The following is a 16979-nucleotide window of genomic DNA, read 5'->3' on the forward strand; positions in this document are numbered from 1 at the left end:
TCTATGCTTTATGGCCTATCAATAAAGAGCTGAAGTAGATCATCACTGACCCTGATATCCGCTGAACCCACCGACCTGCGGAAGAGTGCTTACTGCGAGCTTTTAGTTTATCAATCATCAACGTCATACCGATAAACCAAAAAGCAATAATGACTGCATGGATAGCCACTAGAACAAACGCTGCTAGATAACTAGACGAGCCAAATTGAACAAATTGCGGGAATGCCGCTAGATAAAACATCGAAACTTTCGGGTTTAGTAACTGAGTCAAGAAGCCTTCGATAAAGCTTCCAAGTAAAGATTTAGCCCTTTTGTTATTCGCTGTATGTTGAGCATCTGCTTGATCAATTACCGGAGTCAAAAAAGATTGGTAGATCGCTTTAGCGCCTATATAGAACAGATAGAGTGCACCCAGTAATTTGATTACAAAGAATAATTCAGCAGATTGGAGCAGAAGTGCGGACAATCCCAAAATTGAAAAAGCGCCATGGAAAAATGTAGCGGTAAACAAACCTAGGACATTAGCAAAAGAAGCTGTACGGCCCTGAACAGAGGCTGTTTTTACAATTAATACACCATTAGGACCTGGTGAAATCACTAGCAGTAGAGCAACGATTGAAAAGGTTATTATCTCTTGCATACCCGCCCCCTCTTTTTTGAAGTACGCAATTATAACACAGAGAATTTAAGCAAAAAAAAACCGGATCCCCTTGGGGGTCCGGTTAAGCAATTTGCTTCAATGACAAGAGCCATGTGCTTGTAGCTTCTGCGGAGGCAGATGTGCTAACACATACACGAACATGCAATATCGCTAGTGCATGGCGGCCTAGCTAGTGAGGGGAGCCTGCCGCCTGCCGTGTTGATATTCATAATATATGAATGAGAATGATTTGCAACTATATTAACAATAAAAATGGGAATATTTTCACTGCGTATGTTGTACTCCTACTAAGAGTACAACTGGACTTTGTCCGCTACTAAATCAATATCTACAGTAAGGGGCTTATCTGTCGACCGCCTTCCCTCTGGACGTTGTCTGGAGTAGAACAGAGCTTCATCGACTTGCTTCCGCTTTGCTCTGTTGAGTCTTCTATCAATATGTGAGTGCCTCCGTTCATCTCCCCTATATAGCGAGAATAGATGTTTATCTCGCCACTCTTTTGCAAGTTCAATGCAGGGCAAACGGGGACTTATTGGGACGTCTATAAAATCAGGATCGGACCAATAGAAAAAGATGCCATTTTTATCAATATCTTTAACTAATCTCACCTATAACTCCTCGTAGCTTTTCACTACGGTTTAAGGTGAGCTTCCATGCCCTAGTATCTAAGAAAGGAATGTACCCTTGAGTGTAGCATATAAATTAGAACCAACTTATGTAGACAAATTTATTCAGCATAAGTTCGTTCAATATAGATGAAGGTGAACATTACCTATAGATAGCAAAAAGCCGGATCAAAGATCCGGCTTTTTGAAATAAACTGAACAAGTGAGGGTTCAGTTTAAGACATTGATAATCAAGGGGAGTACCAACGTCAGCACTATTTTTCAGTGAGCAGTGAAAAATAATGCAAAGTTCGGCAATGACTGTGAGGTGAGGTCGTGCATTGCCTATCACTTATGAGCGATTACGAGATTATCGATAATGAGAACGATTTTCAACTACGTTTGATAAATAATTTAATTTTTTGCTTTTATGTCTCTACTCTTTTCTTAACGCAAAACTCTAGACGTAGAGTAATGAGAATGTAGCCCTTGATCTGCACTTACATATTTACCTAACGCTAATTTAGCTAAAGAGATCAGGTATGAATGGGATTACTAAAGAAAGATAGACATTAAAAAGCCGGATCAAATGATCCGGCTTTTTAAAATAAACTGAACCGGTGAGAGTTCAGTTTGCGACACTGATAATCGAGGGGAGTATCAATGTCCGCGAAAACTTTCAGTGAGCAGTGAAAGTAGACGCTAAGGTCGGCAATGTCAGTGAGGTGAGGTCGTTCATTGCCTATCACTTATGAGCGACTACGATATTAATGCTATTGAGAATGATTAGCAACACCATTTTATAAAAATTTAAATTTATCTTTCGCTCACTTATAGAGTACCTTTAGCGCCTCACCTGTAACGCTCAAATTTAGCCTATGAATTCAAAAAATATACAAGCTGATCTCATGTTACTTTTAGTTGCATGCATCTGGGGATTTGCTTTTGTCGCGCAGCGACTTGGGATGGAATCTTTAGGACCATTCGGTTTTAACGCATTACGATTTCTACTTGGTGCTTGCTCCCTACTCCCACTGCTATTTTTATTTAAAAGATCAGCGCACTGCTCTGATAATAGAAATCTTGTAATAAGCGGCACTTTAGCTGGGCTAGTACTTTTTGCCGGTGCCTCATTTCAGCAAGCCGGCTTAGTCTATACGACTGCTGGTAATGCTGGGTTTATCACTGGGCTATATATCATCCTCGTACCCATCATTGGTTTAGCGCTAGGACAAACAACTAACATCAATACTTGGCTAGGAGGCGTTTTCGCTGTTTTGGGTTTGTATATACTCAGCTTCCGAGATCTCAGTGCCATAAACTTCGGCGATATATTAGAATTATTGGGAGCCGCATGCTGGGCTATACACGTGCTACTTATTGCACAACTAGCCCCAAAACTTGATAACCTTCGATTAGCTATAATTCAATTTTTAGTTTGCGCTGTTTGCAGTGGACTCGTAGCAATGACTATCGAATCCAATAGTTTTACGCTGGATAATGCATTCAACTCCTGGGGACCTATTGCTTATGCAGGCTTTATTTCTGTAGGCATTGCTTACACATTACAAATTTTTGCCCAAAGACACGCCCCTCCAGCTCATGCCGCCATCATTATGAGCCTTGAAGCTGTAGCCGCAGCTTTTGGTGGATGGTTGATTCTAGAAGAACAGTTCAGCACGCTAGGCATACTAGGCTGTGGCTTAATGTTATTTGGTATGCTGCTTTCACAACTGCCTTCAATCTATAAGAAGAGAACCTGAGATGTCCCAATTAAAAAATATTCCAACCAACATCATCACTGGTTTTTTAGGGACAGGTAAAACAACAGCTCTAAATCATCTGCTAGCTCAAAAGCCCGAAGACGAAAATTGGGCAATTTTAGTGAATGAATTTGGCCAAATAGGCATAGACCAGGCAGTCCTATCGCAAAGTGACGAAGGAGTGAAAGTAAAAGAGCTCGTTGGTGGTTGTATTTGTTGTACGTTAGGCCCCAGCCTTACCTCAACTTTAGCGACGCTGCTAAGGCAAACAAAACCTGACCGACTCATCATTGAACCTACTGGTATAGGCCACCCTGCCGGCATCGTTGATACTCTAAAAAATGAACATTTCAAAGATGTTTTAGAACTACGCTCAATTATCTGCCTCGTTGACCCTCGCTCGATCGAAAACAGCGAGATAACTGAACACCCTACGTTTCAAGACCAAATTAATTTAGCCGATGTAATTGTATTAAACAAAACGGATCTTGCTTCATCAGCACAAGTTTTGGCTACAGAACAAAAAATGGCAGGGCTTTACCCCCCAAAACAAAAGCAAATAGTAACGACCCAAGGGCAGATTAACCTATCACTTCTAGATATCACTCACACGGGCAAAGAAACTAAATCACAACAGCAACACCGACACTTATCTAACAAGGATAATAGTGCAACTCCAATGATCGGTATGCTATTTCAGCCTCGCCCTAAAATTCCGTTTCATAAAGGGAATGTTAATGACGGTTTACATACAATGGGGTGGATATTTAATCCTGATGATAAATTCTCGAACGCCAAGCTCAAAACGGTTCTAAAAGATATTGAAAATGTAGACCGAGTCAAAGGTGTATTTCATACCGATCAAGGCTGGAAATTCTTTAATCAAGTGGGCAATGAACTTAGTATAGAAACCATCGCTTATCGAAGGGATAACCGGATCGAAGTTATTTCCCACCAAGCACATGATTGGAAAAGCTTTGAGCAACAATTAGTCAGTTGCATCACTAACTAATAAAAAGATGTATTCTTGGTGCGACAATTTGTCACTTTTGTTGTCACACTACAAGAACGTAGACTATAGCGGTACTCAGGAACAGATATATGAACGAACCAACTCAGGGTCGTAATACCCTCCCCCTACAGATATTGATTATCTTTGTCATAATCATCGGGTTGGGGTCTGTAATATATTTGCCGCAGCTGTTACAAGAAACGCCCCCTCACACTCGTCAATTGCTAACAGCTCCTGAGTGCGATCTGCATCAAGGAAAATGCCTTGCGGCTGATGATAATCAGCAAGTCGAGCTATCGATCGTTGCAGAAGAGATCAGCTCAAGTAAGCCATTATTGTTTGATGTGACTATCGAAAATATTGCTGCCGAACAGGTCCTAGTCGACCTTCAAGGTAAATCGATGTACATGGGAATCAACCAAACTTTACTGACAAAGATCCCAGGTACGGACAACAGATGGCAAGGGAGTATCACCCTCCCAATTTGTACAACCGGAAAGATGACCTGGGTATCTTCCATTAAGATTGAAGAACAGGGACAAGTTACACAGGCCGATTTTGAGTTTGATGCCCGATAACCTTTAACCTAAAGGACAGATGATTAAATGACCACTTTAAGAAATCTTCTTCTACTAACTCTCGTTATGCTAGCAGGTGTGGCTTTAGCTTTTTACCTTCGCCCACAGCCTGTAGAGCAACGCATCGCATTGGGTGAAAAATTGGGTGGCGACTTTACTCTTCAGTCTCAGCAAGGTGAGCTAAAATTAGAAGATTACCGTGGTAAGGTTGTACTGTTTTTCATTGGCTACGCCTCTTGCCCTGATGTTTGCCCTACAGCCTTAGCTGTAGCAGCCCAAGGGCTCAAAGATCTAACACCTGCTCAACAAGAAAACGTAGCTGGTGTATTTATGAGTGTAGATCCTGATCGAGACTCTCCGGAGAAGCTAGCTAAGTATGCCAACTTCTTCCATCCTAATTTTCACGGCGCTACAGCAGATCGTGAAACAATAGATAAAGTAGTGAAACAGTATGGTGCGTTTTATCGTATGGTTGAGTTAGAAGATTCGGCTCTGGGCTACGCTGTGGACCATTCATCACGCCTGTACTTAATCAACCAAGAAGGCAAACTATCAAAAGCCTTGAACCATGCACTTACACCTATTGAGCTCACTAAAGAGATTCAAGCGTTACTAAGCGAGGAAACATAATGAACAAGAAAACTCTGCTAAATACATGCCTAGCGACATTACTGAGCCTAACATCTCTTTCTGCTATGGCGGAGATCATCACTAGCGACGCTTATGTAAGAGCAGTTCCAGCTGGGTTTGAAAATACAGCTGTTTTTGTAAAGATTACTAATCGAAATAACGGTGATGTATACCTAACGAAAGCGGCCAGCTCAATCGCTGTTAATGTTGAACTGCACAATCATGTTAACAATGATGGCGCTATGATGATGCGCCCTGTAGAGCAAATTAAAATTGGCGGTACCCAAACAGTTGAGCTAGCTCCAGGCGGCTATCACATCATGCTTATCGATCTTAAACGTGATCTTGAAGTGGGTGAAAACATCGAAGTAGATTTAAGCTTTTCTGACGGAACAAAAGTAGAATTGGAAGCGCCAGTTAAAAAAGTAATTGATGGTTTACATTCTCACCATCATCACTAAGGACACAGTAATTTTAAAAGGCCCTGTTTATACAGGGCTTTTTTATTTAGGTGTTCAAAAGATAATCTCTAAACTCCCCTCCCCCCTTAATACCCTCTTTTTAGTCATACAAATTTAATTTCTCATTCTCTCGCAACTGCGTGATATCTGTACTACTTTGTAATCAGACCGTATGCCCAAAAGGCAACTTGGAACGGCCTAATATTTGAGATCACCGCCATTCTAAGGATAAGAGTTGGATCAGCAGGAGGCTGAGCTATGCGTAGTACACCTGATTTCAATATCCATTGGTACCACAGCCTGCAATTTCGCGTTTCTGCAATTTTCCTGACCATCTTTTTTCTAATAATGGTAACCATTATCGCTGTAGTAAGCGCTATTGGTGACCACCTAATTGAAAACCAAGCCTACTTAAAACTGAGTAAGGCGGGCGATAAAGTTGTCTCTGAACTCAACCAGAGAGCCATGATTGCAGAATCAATCGTGATATCCATGGCCGATATCGCCAAAGTGATCCCTTCTGAAGATGAACGTTTTACCTCTTTAATGCTTTCCCTTCTCGATAGAACAGGCTCCAAACATCTGATCGCGGGCGGAGGAACATGGCCAGAACCCTACGCCTTTAATAAAAACCTTGAACGAAATAGCCATTTTTGGGGTCGCGATCAAAACGGAGAGCTGAGCTTTTATAACGACTATAACCTACCTGGAGGTAACGGCTATCATCATGAAGAATGGTACGTGCCTGCTCAGCATTTAGGTAAAAATCAACGTTACTGGTCAAAATCTTATACAGATCCCTACTCACTACAACCCATGGTTACTGTCACAGCGCCTCTCTATTACAATAACAAGTTCTTAGGCGCTACAACTGTCGATCTCAAACTCGAAGGGCTGCAAAAGTTACTCCATGAAGCGACACAAGAGTTTGGTGGATATGCTTTCGCGCTGGATCGTAACGGCAGGTTTCTATCCTTTCCTGATGACAAACTGGCTCGCCTATCAAATCCTTCTTCCGACGAAGGAAGTCTCCTGCCTTACATAACAATGGAAGAGCTAGCAAAAAAGTTTAGGGCATTTGAATCTCTCGCCAGATTACTCCGTATTCAGAATAGATCTCTAAATTCACCTAACGGCATTGAGACCGATACGCTTGCTACATTGCTTGCAAACGATAGTTATCAAATCGATCTGCCAGAAGCAAAAATCATTGCGTCTTTACTAAGTAGACCTGAATTTAAAACTTCTCAAAGAGCTAATAAACTTATTGAACAAGATCACTTTTTAAACGAGGCCGTGTTCGTTACAGTAACCACTATGCCTAAAACGGCTTGGCAGATTGTTACAGTTATGCCAAACAGTTCCGCCCGTAAAGATGCTAAAGCACTCTTTAATCAACTCCTTATGGCTACTATTTTTATTGTTCTGATAGCCATGATACTTGTCTGGGCCCTATTGCGTTACCACCTAACGTATCCTCTCTTTCAACTTACGCAACAACTACAAGAGGGCTTAACTGACGATCATCGCTCACAGCAGTTGATAAAAACAACAGATAAAGGCGAATTAGGTGCTTTAACCCATTGGTTTAACCGCAAGACAGAACAGCTTTTAGAAAGCCAATTTCAAATTCAAAAACTAGCTTTTTTTGATCCTTTAACCGGCCTCCCAAATAGACGATTACTCTATGATCGTTTAAATCAGCGTCTAGCCAGTGCAGAAAGACAACGCTGCAGTGGAGCTGTCATGTTCTTGGATTTAGATCATTTCAAACACCTCAATGATTCTCTAGGTCACAGCATAGGGGATGAGCTGCTTATTCAGGTAGGTAACAGGCTTATCGAGTGTTTACGAAAAGAGGACACTATAGCCCGTTTAGGTGGTGATGAATTTGTTGTTATTGTAGCTCTACCCCGCCTAAATCAAGAACAGATTTATGAACACGCGCGTATTGTGGCTAACAAAATAATCGAAGCTCTCGATGTTCCCTTTGAACTTAAATCTAACCACTTCCATATCACTACGAGTATCGGTATCACCTTCTTCAACCAAGCTCACTTTGGTGCGGAAGAGCTACTTAAGCAAGCCGATACAGCAATGTATCAAGCTAAATCAAATGGTCGACACCATTACTGCTTCTTTGAAAAAGATATGCAAACCAAAGCAGATGAACGCTTACGAATAGAAGCTGAACTTCGCTATGCAATTTCCCACAACGAATTAAATTTGGTTTATCAGCCTCAGGTTAACGTGGACGGAGAATGTGAAAGCGTTGAAACCCTGTTACGCTGGAACCATCCTAAGCGAGGTTTCATTTCACCTGACGAATTTATTCCTATCGCTGAAGAAAGCGGTTTAATCATCCCACTAGGTCATTGGGTAATTGAACAAGCGTGTAGCCAAATGAAAAAGTGGTATACCCAAGGAAAGCCTATTCGCTATATCGCTGTTAACGTCAGCCCGCTACAATTTAATCAAGCTAACTTCGTTAACGATGTGAAAGCCAGTATTCATCGCTTCCAGATAAAGCCCGAGGAACTGATGCTAGAAATAACAGAGGGTGTAATCATTGATGATACTGAATCAGCCATTACTAAAATGCACTCGCTAAAAGAGCTAGGTGTCAAAATATCTATGGATGATTTTGGTACAGGCTACTCCTCCCTTACCTATTTGAGATTACTGCCTCTAGACGAATTAAAGATTGATAAAAGCTTTATCAACGATATCACTACAGATCCTAACGATGCGGTTATTGTCGGTAATATAATCTCTATGACCCACGAGCTAGGCTATTCCGTAATAGCAGAGGGTGTAGAGACATTTGAACAACAACAATTATTGTTGAGACAGGGCTGTAAACATTACCAAGGGTACTATTTCAGCAAACCTCTAAATGAAGAAGATTTAGAAAAATACTTAACCTGCGAAACGTTAACCGCTTAGCTTTTTGCTAATTCACTTAGGAATACTAACAACGTCAGTATTCCTTAATTCAGACAGTGATACCAAAATGTTAAGCATGTTCTTTTAAATAACTTATCAGTTGATCAATATCGATATGGAAACCATCAAAGGCTACCACGCCGTTCGGATCGATCAACGTAACCCAGGGGGTTCCACCTGTACGATAGTTCACCATTGTATTTGGGAAATGGCCTGGATCGGTTCGAGGTAGATTAGAGTTACCCGGATCATGACCAAAAGGCAGTTCCAAACCGTATTTCAGCTGATTCTTACGTAAAGCATCAGCACTATTGATAGAGTGACCTTCAAATGTTGTTTGGATAACCGCTGCTACAATTTTGTCGTCATCAGGGAAGGCAGCTTTCAGCTTCTGCAAATTTGGAAAACCTACAGAATGACAAGAAGGACACCACTCCTGAAAACATTTCAGATAGATCCATTTGCCTCTATGCTCTGATATCAAAAACGGTTCAGTCTTATTCCCTTGGCCATCGATCCAATGATTCACATTTAACTCAGGCGCTATACGCCCCTTGATGCCACGTGTATTTTCTTTAGCTATGGATGGACCAGACATAAGCCCAAATGCGCCTATTCCTGCAATCGCTAAAGCGGCTGATTTAAGCCATTGGCGCCGCGTTAACTCTTGTTTTCTCGGGGTGGATACTAACTTTTCGATTAAATACGACATATTAATCCCATCATCTATGTGAGCTTCATAGACCCCCTCACATCGCGTTAGTTCATAAAACCAACAAAGCCCTTCTTCTTAAATATCTTTAAAATGGTTTGTACCGAAGAGTCGCTCCTGTAGCATGGAAGCAGGTAGATTGATGAGTGGTGTTATGAGAATTGTTGCGATCGCCCTATTCTTCCTAACCAGTACTGCATTTGGCGAGATGCTTGAAACAGAGAACTACAAAATTGTTATCACTAAGGATTGCGATGAAGGCGAAGTTAGTTGTGAAGAGATCACTTATGTAGGCACGTCAAAGAGATCTGGAAACAGTATTCACTTAAAAGGAAAAACTCTGCATCAAACTTGTGCTGATGGCATTACCCCATGTCGCTTTCTTGGTTACCGTTTTCAGAACGGCAATATCTCTTACAACGTTTATGAATCTGGTTTACTGCAAGTGATTCGTGAACCCCAGGAAATACTGATAGAAGAGCAAGGCAGCTGGTCATACGAATAAACCAGCGCGCTAGTTATCGAAGAATAAGAGAGAAAAGGAAAGATCAGATAGAGAACTCTTCTTTCCGCAAAGGCAGCCTACCGCTGTGCTTGCTTAACGCTTCCACCAAGATACCCACACGCTCAGGCAAACCATTATCAAGTAATTCATGAACTGTGCTCAGTACATTCGCTTTGAAGCTATCACTCGCCCCGATATCAGAAGACAGATTATCCGCACTAAAGTTAAATTTATGCCCTGCAGCCTTAGACATTAACCACTCAAATGCTTGCGGTCGGACCTCGACTTTTTCAAATTCTGACTGCTCGTCAGCAGTGCGACCATCAGGTTTATACCAATAACCAAAATCTTCTAATTTTCGACGTTCAGGGCCAGCAACACACCAATGGGCGATTTCATGTAATGCACTCGCATAGAAACCATGTGCAAAGATAACCCGATGATGCGGATTATCTTGGTCTGCAGGCAGGTAGATTGGTTCATCATCCCCTTTTACAAGAATCGTATTTAGGGAGGTTTTAAAGAGCAGATTAAAAAGAGTAATCAGCTCATCAACATTCGGTTCTTTCACTTATGACCTATTAATTACTAATGTAAGGCTGCCAAGTATTTTGTTTTAACCACCAAGTATCACCGCTAATACGGTTAATTCTTGCTGCAACATAACCTTTTACGTCATTATCAGCACGTAATAGAACAACTTCATATTCTGCTGTGCCGGTAGTTCCGCTCTCTTCAAGTAAGTGCCATTGCCCTTTATCGGCTAACCAAGCTTCACCCGTAAAACGGTGAAAACGAATTAACACCCACTGACCTTTTGAGGTATAGGCTGATGCGATACGGAATGCACCATCCTGCACTTGGCTACTGAGCTCATTAGCCATCATAGTGATTTGATCCAACACACCGTTAAATGCGTCAGGCGATACAGGCTCAGATTGGCCGGTCGTATCAGGCTCAACAGCCATAGCTTGAACTTCACTCGCTAAGCCCTGAAGCTGAAGCGCCAACTCTTTATTTTGTTGCTGAAGTTGACCCGTTTGAGATTTAAGCTGCAAAAGATGGTCTTGCACTGCGGTCATTCGATTAGCAATGATATCCAACTGGCTCGCAGGTTGAAGATCTGAAGACTGCGAAGGCTGTGTTGCAGACTTCGGCGCAGGTTGCTCAGGTGTTGAAGCGCTAGGTTGACCGGCATTGTTTGCATTGGCAACGTCGGATTCGGATTTAACGCCCGCCGAGTTACATGCGGTAAGTATGAGTACCGAACAAAGAACAAAAACTTTAGAAAAGGACACTGCGTCTCTCCTGACCTGCAGATCGAAAGACGCTATTTTAACCCATTGCTCGGCAGTTGGAAGCTTTAGAAAGGAATAGCTATTTAGACAGAAATCGACAAAAGCATTTCTGCCAAATAAGAACTTTATTTTATTTTAACTACTTCTGTTGCCGTTTTACCGCTGCTTTCTACCCAAGTAAAAGAAAGCTCTTCTCCTTTTGCTCCACCTACAAACGTGAACACAAAATATGGGTTTCTAGAAACCGTCGGGCCTAGGTTTATGGCAAACACCTCTTTGCTGGCATGAACGACCTGAAGCTCTTGAAGGTACAGAGCAGGAAAAAACTCACCGGTTTTGCTGTCTTTTCGAAAACCACTTTCCATGGCATGTTTCGCCATCATTTTAACTTTGGTTTTACCGGAAGAAACCTTAGTTTTAACTCGAATAATACCTGTTGCCATAATAACTCTCCTAACGATTCCTCAGATAAACTTAACCACAACCACCGACAGTGACGGTTACATCTTTCGCTGCGCTATAAAGTTTACCTTCGGCTTTTACTACGGCAGTGATTCGTGAGCTTTGAGCCATTCGAACCCGAGTAGACACATCAGCGTCAGTGCCTTCTGGAATTTTAAACTCAACCGCTAGAGGGGATGGATTATCTTTGACATAAATGCTGATCGATTCAACATTCGCGATACTGGAACGTACAGTCACCGGAACAATCGCACCGTTTTCTGCCGTATCAGGCGTTTTCAGGATCACATCAGCACTTTCTTTAGGTACGTCACCTAAAAGCTGTTGTATAGCAATATCTTGGTCTTGCGCCTCAAACGCTGCCGCTTTCCATGTAGCTAATGCGACACGCGGCATCAAAACACCTGCCCCGATCATCGCACCGCCTAGTGAAAGCACTTTGACTATTGATCGACGATTTATGCCCATTTAATTTTCCTCAATGCTTAGATCTCCTCGGAAGATCCAAAGCCATTTTACTTAAACAATAAGTTTAGCTTACGCAATTTCATCGCGTTGTAAAATGGCTCTAAAGAACATAAACAACCAAGAACAAAGAAACGGGCAATCAGATAGCTTTACTGGCCTTTGGATTCCGCATTCAAACGATCAAGCAGATTTGCTACTTCAAGGCTTGCCTGCTCCATCGTTGTAAGATGGTTCGCCGCTTCTCTTACTGCACCACGTCTCACTGCAGCAGCAGCCTCTACACCAGATTTGTGAAGCTTGGTGTGAGGAGTTTCTAAAGCCGCAAAGCTGGAAAGGTGACTGTATTGCTCACGTCCATTGCCCATGTAATACCACTGGCCAAACCCACTGCCAGTATGATCTTCAATAGTTGATAGATCGTGAACGTTGCCGGATACAATTCTTTCATAGAGAGAATTTTTCCAACTAATTTGCTCCATCTTCAGCTTTTCAATCAGAGTATCGGCCACGGTATTCTTAATAGTTGAATGCATCATTTCAGACATCGATACCGCATCGCGAACACCTGAGGTAATTTGTGAAGCAGAAGAAACCACCTCTGTACTGAGCAGATCAACCTGAGCAATATCTTCCGATGCAGTCCCCGTTTGAGTACTGATTTGACCCACAAGATTGGCAATCTCATTACTGGCTTCGCTCGCCTTACGAGCAAGGTTACGTACTTCATCAGCTACCACAGCAAAACCACGACCGGATTCACCCGCACGCGCAGCCTCAATTGCGGCGTTTAATGCCAATAGGTTGGTCTGATCAGAGATATCGCGAATAACACCAACAAACTTTTCGATTTGATCCGACACCGTGAGTAGATCTTTAACCTGTTGATTACCATCTTGCGCGCGCTTTTGGATCACTTGTACGCGTTCCAGAATCTCTTCTACCGAACGTCGCGTCTCATCAAAAACAGAAATTTTCTCTTCAATATGCTGTTGGTCAGCGCTTAGTGAGGACGTTGTATCAGAAAGAACATCTTTGACCTGTGCTGATAATCGACTCCCCTTCACCCAGGCTTCACTAATTTCATTTTGGTGGGTGTTAGGATCTGGTTGGATATTTTCCTGCTCGTAACAGCGTTTAGTTAGCACCTGATTTTCTTCTATCAGTTGCCTGTTTTCCGCTCTTAGCTTATCGATTTCGCCTTGCAAACTTTCAATCTTAGAGTGCAATTTACCTGAAAAAAACATCCCGCCATCTCCCTATCATTTTTATTAGTTAATGCATCATATATTTTCCAAACAAACGTTTCATTACTTTATTAAGCTGTTTTTAAAAACAAGCAACGTCAGTTAAAATCCATGTAAATCAAAAGGATAAATATCAAAACGAGGATTTTTCAAGATTCCTAAAGGCCATGAACAACTGCTCAATAAAAGTACCACCGTAGAAAACGGTAGCCTGAGCATTAGTAGACTCTTAATTTTTAACCTTGATAAATTACCGAGTAGGATAGAGTTTTCAGTACTTCCCCCTATCCTCACATTCAAAACTAACCTAAAATCCAATTAAGGTTTTTAGCTAGTAATAAGGTAAGGAATAACAATGGCAAACATTTCAATGACAGAAGACCAATTCCACGTATTGGTTAAAGATTTTTTTGCCAAAAAATCGGCTAGAAAACTTCTTACCCAGCAGGAAAACATCGCAATAGCAGAACGCTTAAATGAAAAGGTTAGTTTGCCTTTCCTAAGTGAAGCAAAAGAACACGCGGTGCTTGTAAAGACCATTCTTAAGATTGATAACTACCTGTATGAACAGCTTCCAAACGAAATTTATGAGCTGATTCATAATCTTGATGAAGGTTTCGATGATAGCGAAGCAGCTCAATTGGCAGCTCGCCTAAGCAAACAAGCTCACGATGACATTAATCTGCCGTTCCTAACGGCACACGTTGAATACTACTCAATTACCTTCATTCTGACCTTGCTTATTAACGCAATGCGAGAAGGCTCAAACATTCAGCATGCGATTGCAGTAACACAGCACCCTCGTGTGATGTGCGATGATTTCCCTTTCCCTGATCTAATCTGATCACTATTTCTGATCTACTGATCCAATCCTCTCATTTCGCCGTAACAAAGCTAAATTACAACCTGTAAACGCTTTGTTACCGGAGAGAAGTAAGTTTGGTTTTCCAAGTGCTTTCATAAGCATCTATATTAATATCAGCTCTACCCTACTCCTCGAGATAATCCTTTAAAGCGTTTTCTGGTATTCATTATTTATGATTCCGGCGAACAACTATGACAGAAACAAAACCACATGTTGCCATTATTGGTGCAGGTCTAGCAGGTACAACTCTTGCCGACATTTTGACTTCAAATGGCATTGATGTAAGCGTTTATGAGAAAAGCAGAGGTACGGGTGGTCGTCTTTCCAGCTGTAAATTAGATGAAATGAGTGCCGATCTAGGCGCACCCTTTATCTCAACAAATAATAGTGACTTTTCTACTTGGTTAGCTGAAAGTGGCGTGTTAGAAACTTGGTCACCTATTTCAAAAAGTTTCGACGGTGAAGAACTACAACCACCAAATCTAATCACAGGTAGGTCACGCCTTAGTAGCCTAACCAGACACTTACTGGCTCACGCTAATTTTCACCCTGCGACTCGCGTTGGCTATATCTGGCCAGAACTTGACGGCTCCCAAAAAAAGGTACGTCTTCGCGATGAAAAAGGTGAATCTCTGGGTGTATTCGATGCCGCTATAGTGACAGCTCCGGCACAACAAGCAGCAACCTTATTAGAAGCAGTGCCTCGCTTTTCAAATACCGCTAAAGCCATTACCCCTTCAGCCAGTTGGGTTGCATTATTTGAAACAACAGACTCACCTGATCAATCTGAACAACTGATAACAGGGCATCACCCTATTTTGTATCGTTGTATCAAAGAAAGCGCTAAACCTGGACGTAATAATGTAAACGGCACTGCAATATGGTCGATCGAGGCAAAACCCGAATGGAGCCAAGAACATATCAACCTTCCTAAAGATGAGATAGAAATTCTTCTTACCCAAGCGTTTCTATCTATAAAACCAGAGGCTAACGTTACAGGAGTAAGACGCTGCCATCGGTGGTTGTATTCCCGTCATCCAAAAACAGACCACGGATTGCTTTGGGATGAGGCAACGCATATAGGCGCTTGTGGTGATTGGCTACTCGGAGGGGGTTTAGAGGGAGCATGGGTGAGTGCAAACAAACTGTCAGCAGAGCTTATATCATGCTTCAAATCTAGGTAACTAACTTCGCATCACTAGATCTTCGTATCCTTCGAAAAGCTGATAAAAACGGTACCTAACTTAATGCCAAACTTTTTAACTACCGCCCTATTAAGTAGGACATTGTTTGGCATTAAAAACATCCAGTCATCAAATTTTACTTTATGATGCCGACCACTGATATTTAACAGCATGTCATAACGCCAGGTAAAACGTGCTTTACTTTGCTGACCTTCAGCTCGACCTAAAACATCCCCTGCCGTTCCACTATAAACCGCATTTTGACCACGCTCTATAACCCAAGTACGGTTTTCAAGCTCTCCATCTTCGTAAAAAAAGTCTTCTTCTAATGTGAGCTGATCACCCGACACTGTACCTTTTATCGCTACGGTAAATAATCGACGAATATTGCCAAAGCGATCCTCAAATAACCCATAGGCCATTGTTTCGCCGCGGAAATATTCAAAGAGATTAAGTTCATCAGGCCAATCAGTTTTATTCATTACAGTAAAATTTTGTTTCTCTATTTACTGAAGCATTACGTAAAAACCGATAGCTCAGATCATAACTGATCTAAAAAGCGATCAACCATGTATAATGCACCCCTCTAATATCAGTAAGGAATAAAACATGATCTCTGCTGAAGCAGCTGCTGTACGCGATCAATTGATCGAAAAAGGCCTAGAAACACCAACAATTGATAACGGCCTTTCACAGGAGCAAAAGTATGAGCGCATAAAGAGCTTAATGACTGAAGTTGTTGGGACGCTAGGGTTAAACCTAGAAGATGACAGCCTCACAGAAACGCCTCATCGTGTGGCTAAAATGTATGTCTACGAGGTGTTTTCTGGGCTAGATTATGAAAATTTCCCTGATATGTCGATGATTGAAAATAAGATGGATCTAGAAGAGATGGTGAAAGTTAAGGACATCAGTGTTCTTAGCTCTTGTGAACACCATTTTGTTACCATCGATGGCACAGCTAAAGTGGCTTATATCCCTAAGGATAAAATCATAGGTTTGTCTAAAATTAACCGTCTTGTACGCTTCTTTAGTCAGCGCCCGCAAGTGCAAGAACGTCTAACTAAACAGATCCTTATTGCACTTCAAACCCTATTAGAAACGGACAACGTTGCTGTATCAATCAACGCCACGCACTACTGCGTTAAATCTCGCGGTGTAATGGATGTTAACTCTCAGACAGAAACGACTGCATTAGGTGGAATTTTCAAATCTAATACACGTACACGCGCAGAGTTTTTAAATTAAAACACATTCGGCGTTAGCTATACCATTGGCTAATGCCGTCTTTTTTTGCAAATACCCCAAACATCACTTTCACCCACTTTGGATTCCTTTATCTCCAACCCAATCTCCAAACCTCAGCATTTTTAAGATCTTTCCAATCGATCTGCATTTGAGATTTATCAATCACTGCTTCAATCATACAACCTGTAACTTCTTCAGTATCTGGATCACGCAGCAATTCAATTACGATAAAGTGCTTTCGTTTATTGATAGGTTCAGTAGCTGTCCATTTAGACAACAGCAATTTATTGGGATTTATTTGATTTCTTTTAGGTGAAAAAGCCATTCAGAATGACCT

Annotated in this window: 19 protein-coding genes and 1 pseudogene; 10 read left to right on the forward strand and 10 right to left on the reverse strand. The window is 41.7% G+C overall.

Annotation, left to right across the window (positions count from 1 at the left end):
- Position 1: 1 nt before the first annotated feature.
- Positions 2–640 carry a LysE family translocator gene (locus tag ACMXYP_RS10635; RefSeq protein ID WP_415881621.1) on the reverse strand — a complete coding sequence of 213 codons (639 nt, stop codon included), beginning with the start codon at positions 638–640 and terminating at the stop codon, positions 2–4.
- Between the two features lie 1534 nt (positions 641–2174).
- On the opposite strand from ACMXYP_RS10635, the gene ACMXYP_RS10640 reads away from it, so the two are divergent.
- From ACMXYP_RS10640 to ACMXYP_RS10665, 6 genes are all read left to right on the forward strand, one after another.
- Positions 2175–3029, forward strand: coding sequence for a DMT family transporter (locus ACMXYP_RS10640; RefSeq protein WP_415881622.1), 855 nt, complete (start codon positions 2175–2177; stop codon positions 3027–3029).
- Position 3030: 1 nt separating this feature from the next.
- The gene (locus tag ACMXYP_RS10645; protein WP_415881623.1) at positions 3031–4041 is read left to right on the forward strand and encodes a CobW family GTP-binding protein; all 1011 of its coding nucleotides are present in this window, start codon (positions 3031–3033) and stop codon (positions 4039–4041) included.
- An 89-nt stretch (positions 4042–4130) separates the two neighbouring features.
- Entirely contained in the window at positions 4131–4619 is a 489-nt protein-coding gene (locus ACMXYP_RS10650) for a hypothetical protein (RefSeq protein WP_415881624.1), read from the forward strand.
- 27 nt (positions 4620–4646) lie between these two features.
- Positions 4647–5249, forward strand: coding sequence for an SCO family protein (locus ACMXYP_RS10655; RefSeq protein WP_415881625.1), 603 nt, complete (start codon positions 4647–4649; stop codon positions 5247–5249).
- Entirely contained in the window at positions 5249–5710 is a 462-nt protein-coding gene (locus ACMXYP_RS10660; protein WP_415881626.1) for a copper chaperone PCu(A)C, read from the forward strand. Before ACMXYP_RS10655 ends, ACMXYP_RS10660 begins: the two co-directional genes overlap by 1 nt.
- 258 nt (positions 5711–5968) lie before the next feature.
- Positions 5969–8656, forward strand: coding sequence for an EAL domain-containing protein (locus tag ACMXYP_RS10665; protein ID WP_415881627.1), 2688 nt, complete (start codon positions 5969–5971; stop codon positions 8654–8656).
- A 70-nt stretch (positions 8657–8726) separates the two neighbouring features.
- Here ACMXYP_RS10665 and ACMXYP_RS10670 read toward each other — a convergent pair whose 3' ends face one another.
- Positions 8727–9368, reverse strand: a complete 642-nt coding sequence (locus ACMXYP_RS10670; RefSeq protein WP_415881628.1) for a peroxiredoxin family protein — start codon at positions 9366–9368, stop codon at positions 8727–8729.
- Positions 9369–9492: 124 nt separating this feature from the next.
- On the opposite strand from ACMXYP_RS10670, the gene ACMXYP_RS10675 reads away from it, so the two are divergent.
- Positions 9493–9873 carry a hypothetical protein gene (locus ACMXYP_RS10675; protein ID WP_415881629.1) on the forward strand — a complete coding sequence of 127 codons (381 nt, stop codon included), beginning with the start codon at positions 9493–9495 and terminating at the stop codon, positions 9871–9873.
- A 43-nt stretch (positions 9874–9916) separates the two neighbouring features.
- Here the strand turns inward: ACMXYP_RS10675 and ACMXYP_RS10680 are convergent, their stop codons facing one another.
- The 6 genes and pseudogenes from ACMXYP_RS10680 to ACMXYP_RS10705 all read right to left on the reverse strand — a co-directional run.
- Positions 9917–10444, reverse strand: a complete 528-nt coding sequence (locus ACMXYP_RS10680) for an elongation factor P hydroxylase (RefSeq protein WP_415881630.1) — start codon at positions 10442–10444, stop codon at positions 9917–9919.
- A gap of 10 nt (positions 10445–10454) precedes the next feature.
- Entirely contained in the window at positions 10455–11171 is a 717-nt protein-coding gene (locus ACMXYP_RS10685; RefSeq protein ID WP_415881631.1) for a hypothetical protein, read from the reverse strand.
- 125 nt (positions 11172–11296) lie between these two features.
- Positions 11297–11614, reverse strand: a complete 318-nt coding sequence (gene soxZ, locus ACMXYP_RS10690) for a thiosulfate oxidation carrier complex protein SoxZ (protein ID WP_415881632.1) — start codon at positions 11612–11614, stop codon at positions 11297–11299.
- 31 nt (positions 11615–11645) lie between these two features.
- A complete protein-coding gene (gene soxY / locus ACMXYP_RS10695) occupies positions 11646–12101 on the reverse strand; it encodes a thiosulfate oxidation carrier protein SoxY (RefSeq protein WP_415881633.1) in 456 nt (151 codons plus the stop codon).
- A 149-nt stretch (positions 12102–12250) separates the two neighbouring features.
- Complete coding sequence (locus ACMXYP_RS10700) at positions 12251–12646, reverse strand: CZB domain-containing protein (protein WP_415884663.1); 396 nt, start codon at positions 12644–12646, stop codon at positions 12251–12253.
- Between the two features lie 42 nt (positions 12647–12688).
- A pseudogene (locus ACMXYP_RS10705) lies at positions 12689–13345 on the reverse strand (methyl-accepting chemotaxis protein); the annotation flags it as partial.
- A gap of 355 nt (positions 13346–13700) precedes the next feature.
- Between ACMXYP_RS10705 and ACMXYP_RS10710 the strand changes: the two are divergent.
- Together ACMXYP_RS10710 and ACMXYP_RS10715 are read left to right on the forward strand one after the other, a co-directional pair.
- Positions 13701–14189, forward strand: a complete 489-nt coding sequence (locus tag ACMXYP_RS10710) for a hypothetical protein (RefSeq protein WP_415881634.1) — start codon at positions 13701–13703, stop codon at positions 14187–14189.
- 212 nt (positions 14190–14401) lie between these two features.
- Positions 14402–15394: an NAD(P)/FAD-dependent oxidoreductase gene (locus ACMXYP_RS10715; protein ID WP_415881635.1), complete on the forward strand. Its 993-nt coding sequence runs from the start codon at positions 14402–14404 to the stop codon at positions 15392–15394.
- A gap of 14 nt (positions 15395–15408) precedes the next feature.
- Here ACMXYP_RS10715 and ACMXYP_RS10720 read toward each other — a convergent pair whose 3' ends face one another.
- Entirely contained in the window at positions 15409–15876 is a 468-nt protein-coding gene (locus ACMXYP_RS10720) for a DUF3833 family protein (protein WP_415881636.1), read from the reverse strand.
- 127 nt (positions 15877–16003) lie between these two features.
- Between ACMXYP_RS10720 and folE the strand changes: the two genes are divergently transcribed.
- Positions 16004–16642 carry a GTP cyclohydrolase I FolE gene (folE, locus tag ACMXYP_RS10725; RefSeq protein ID WP_415881637.1) on the forward strand — a complete coding sequence of 213 codons (639 nt, stop codon included), beginning with the start codon at positions 16004–16006 and terminating at the stop codon, positions 16640–16642.
- 88 nt (positions 16643–16730) lie between these two features.
- Here folE and ACMXYP_RS10730 read toward each other — a convergent pair whose 3' ends face one another.
- On the reverse strand, positions 16731–16967 hold the full coding sequence (locus ACMXYP_RS10730) for a TIGR02450 family Trp-rich protein (protein WP_415881638.1): 237 nt from the start codon (positions 16965–16967) through the stop codon (positions 16731–16733).
- Positions 16968–16979 lie beyond the last annotated feature (12 nt).

Source organism: Neptuniibacter sp. QD34_54, from assembly GCF_047778055.1.
Lineage (GTDB): Bacteria > Pseudomonadota > Gammaproteobacteria > Pseudomonadales > Balneatricaceae > Neptuniibacter.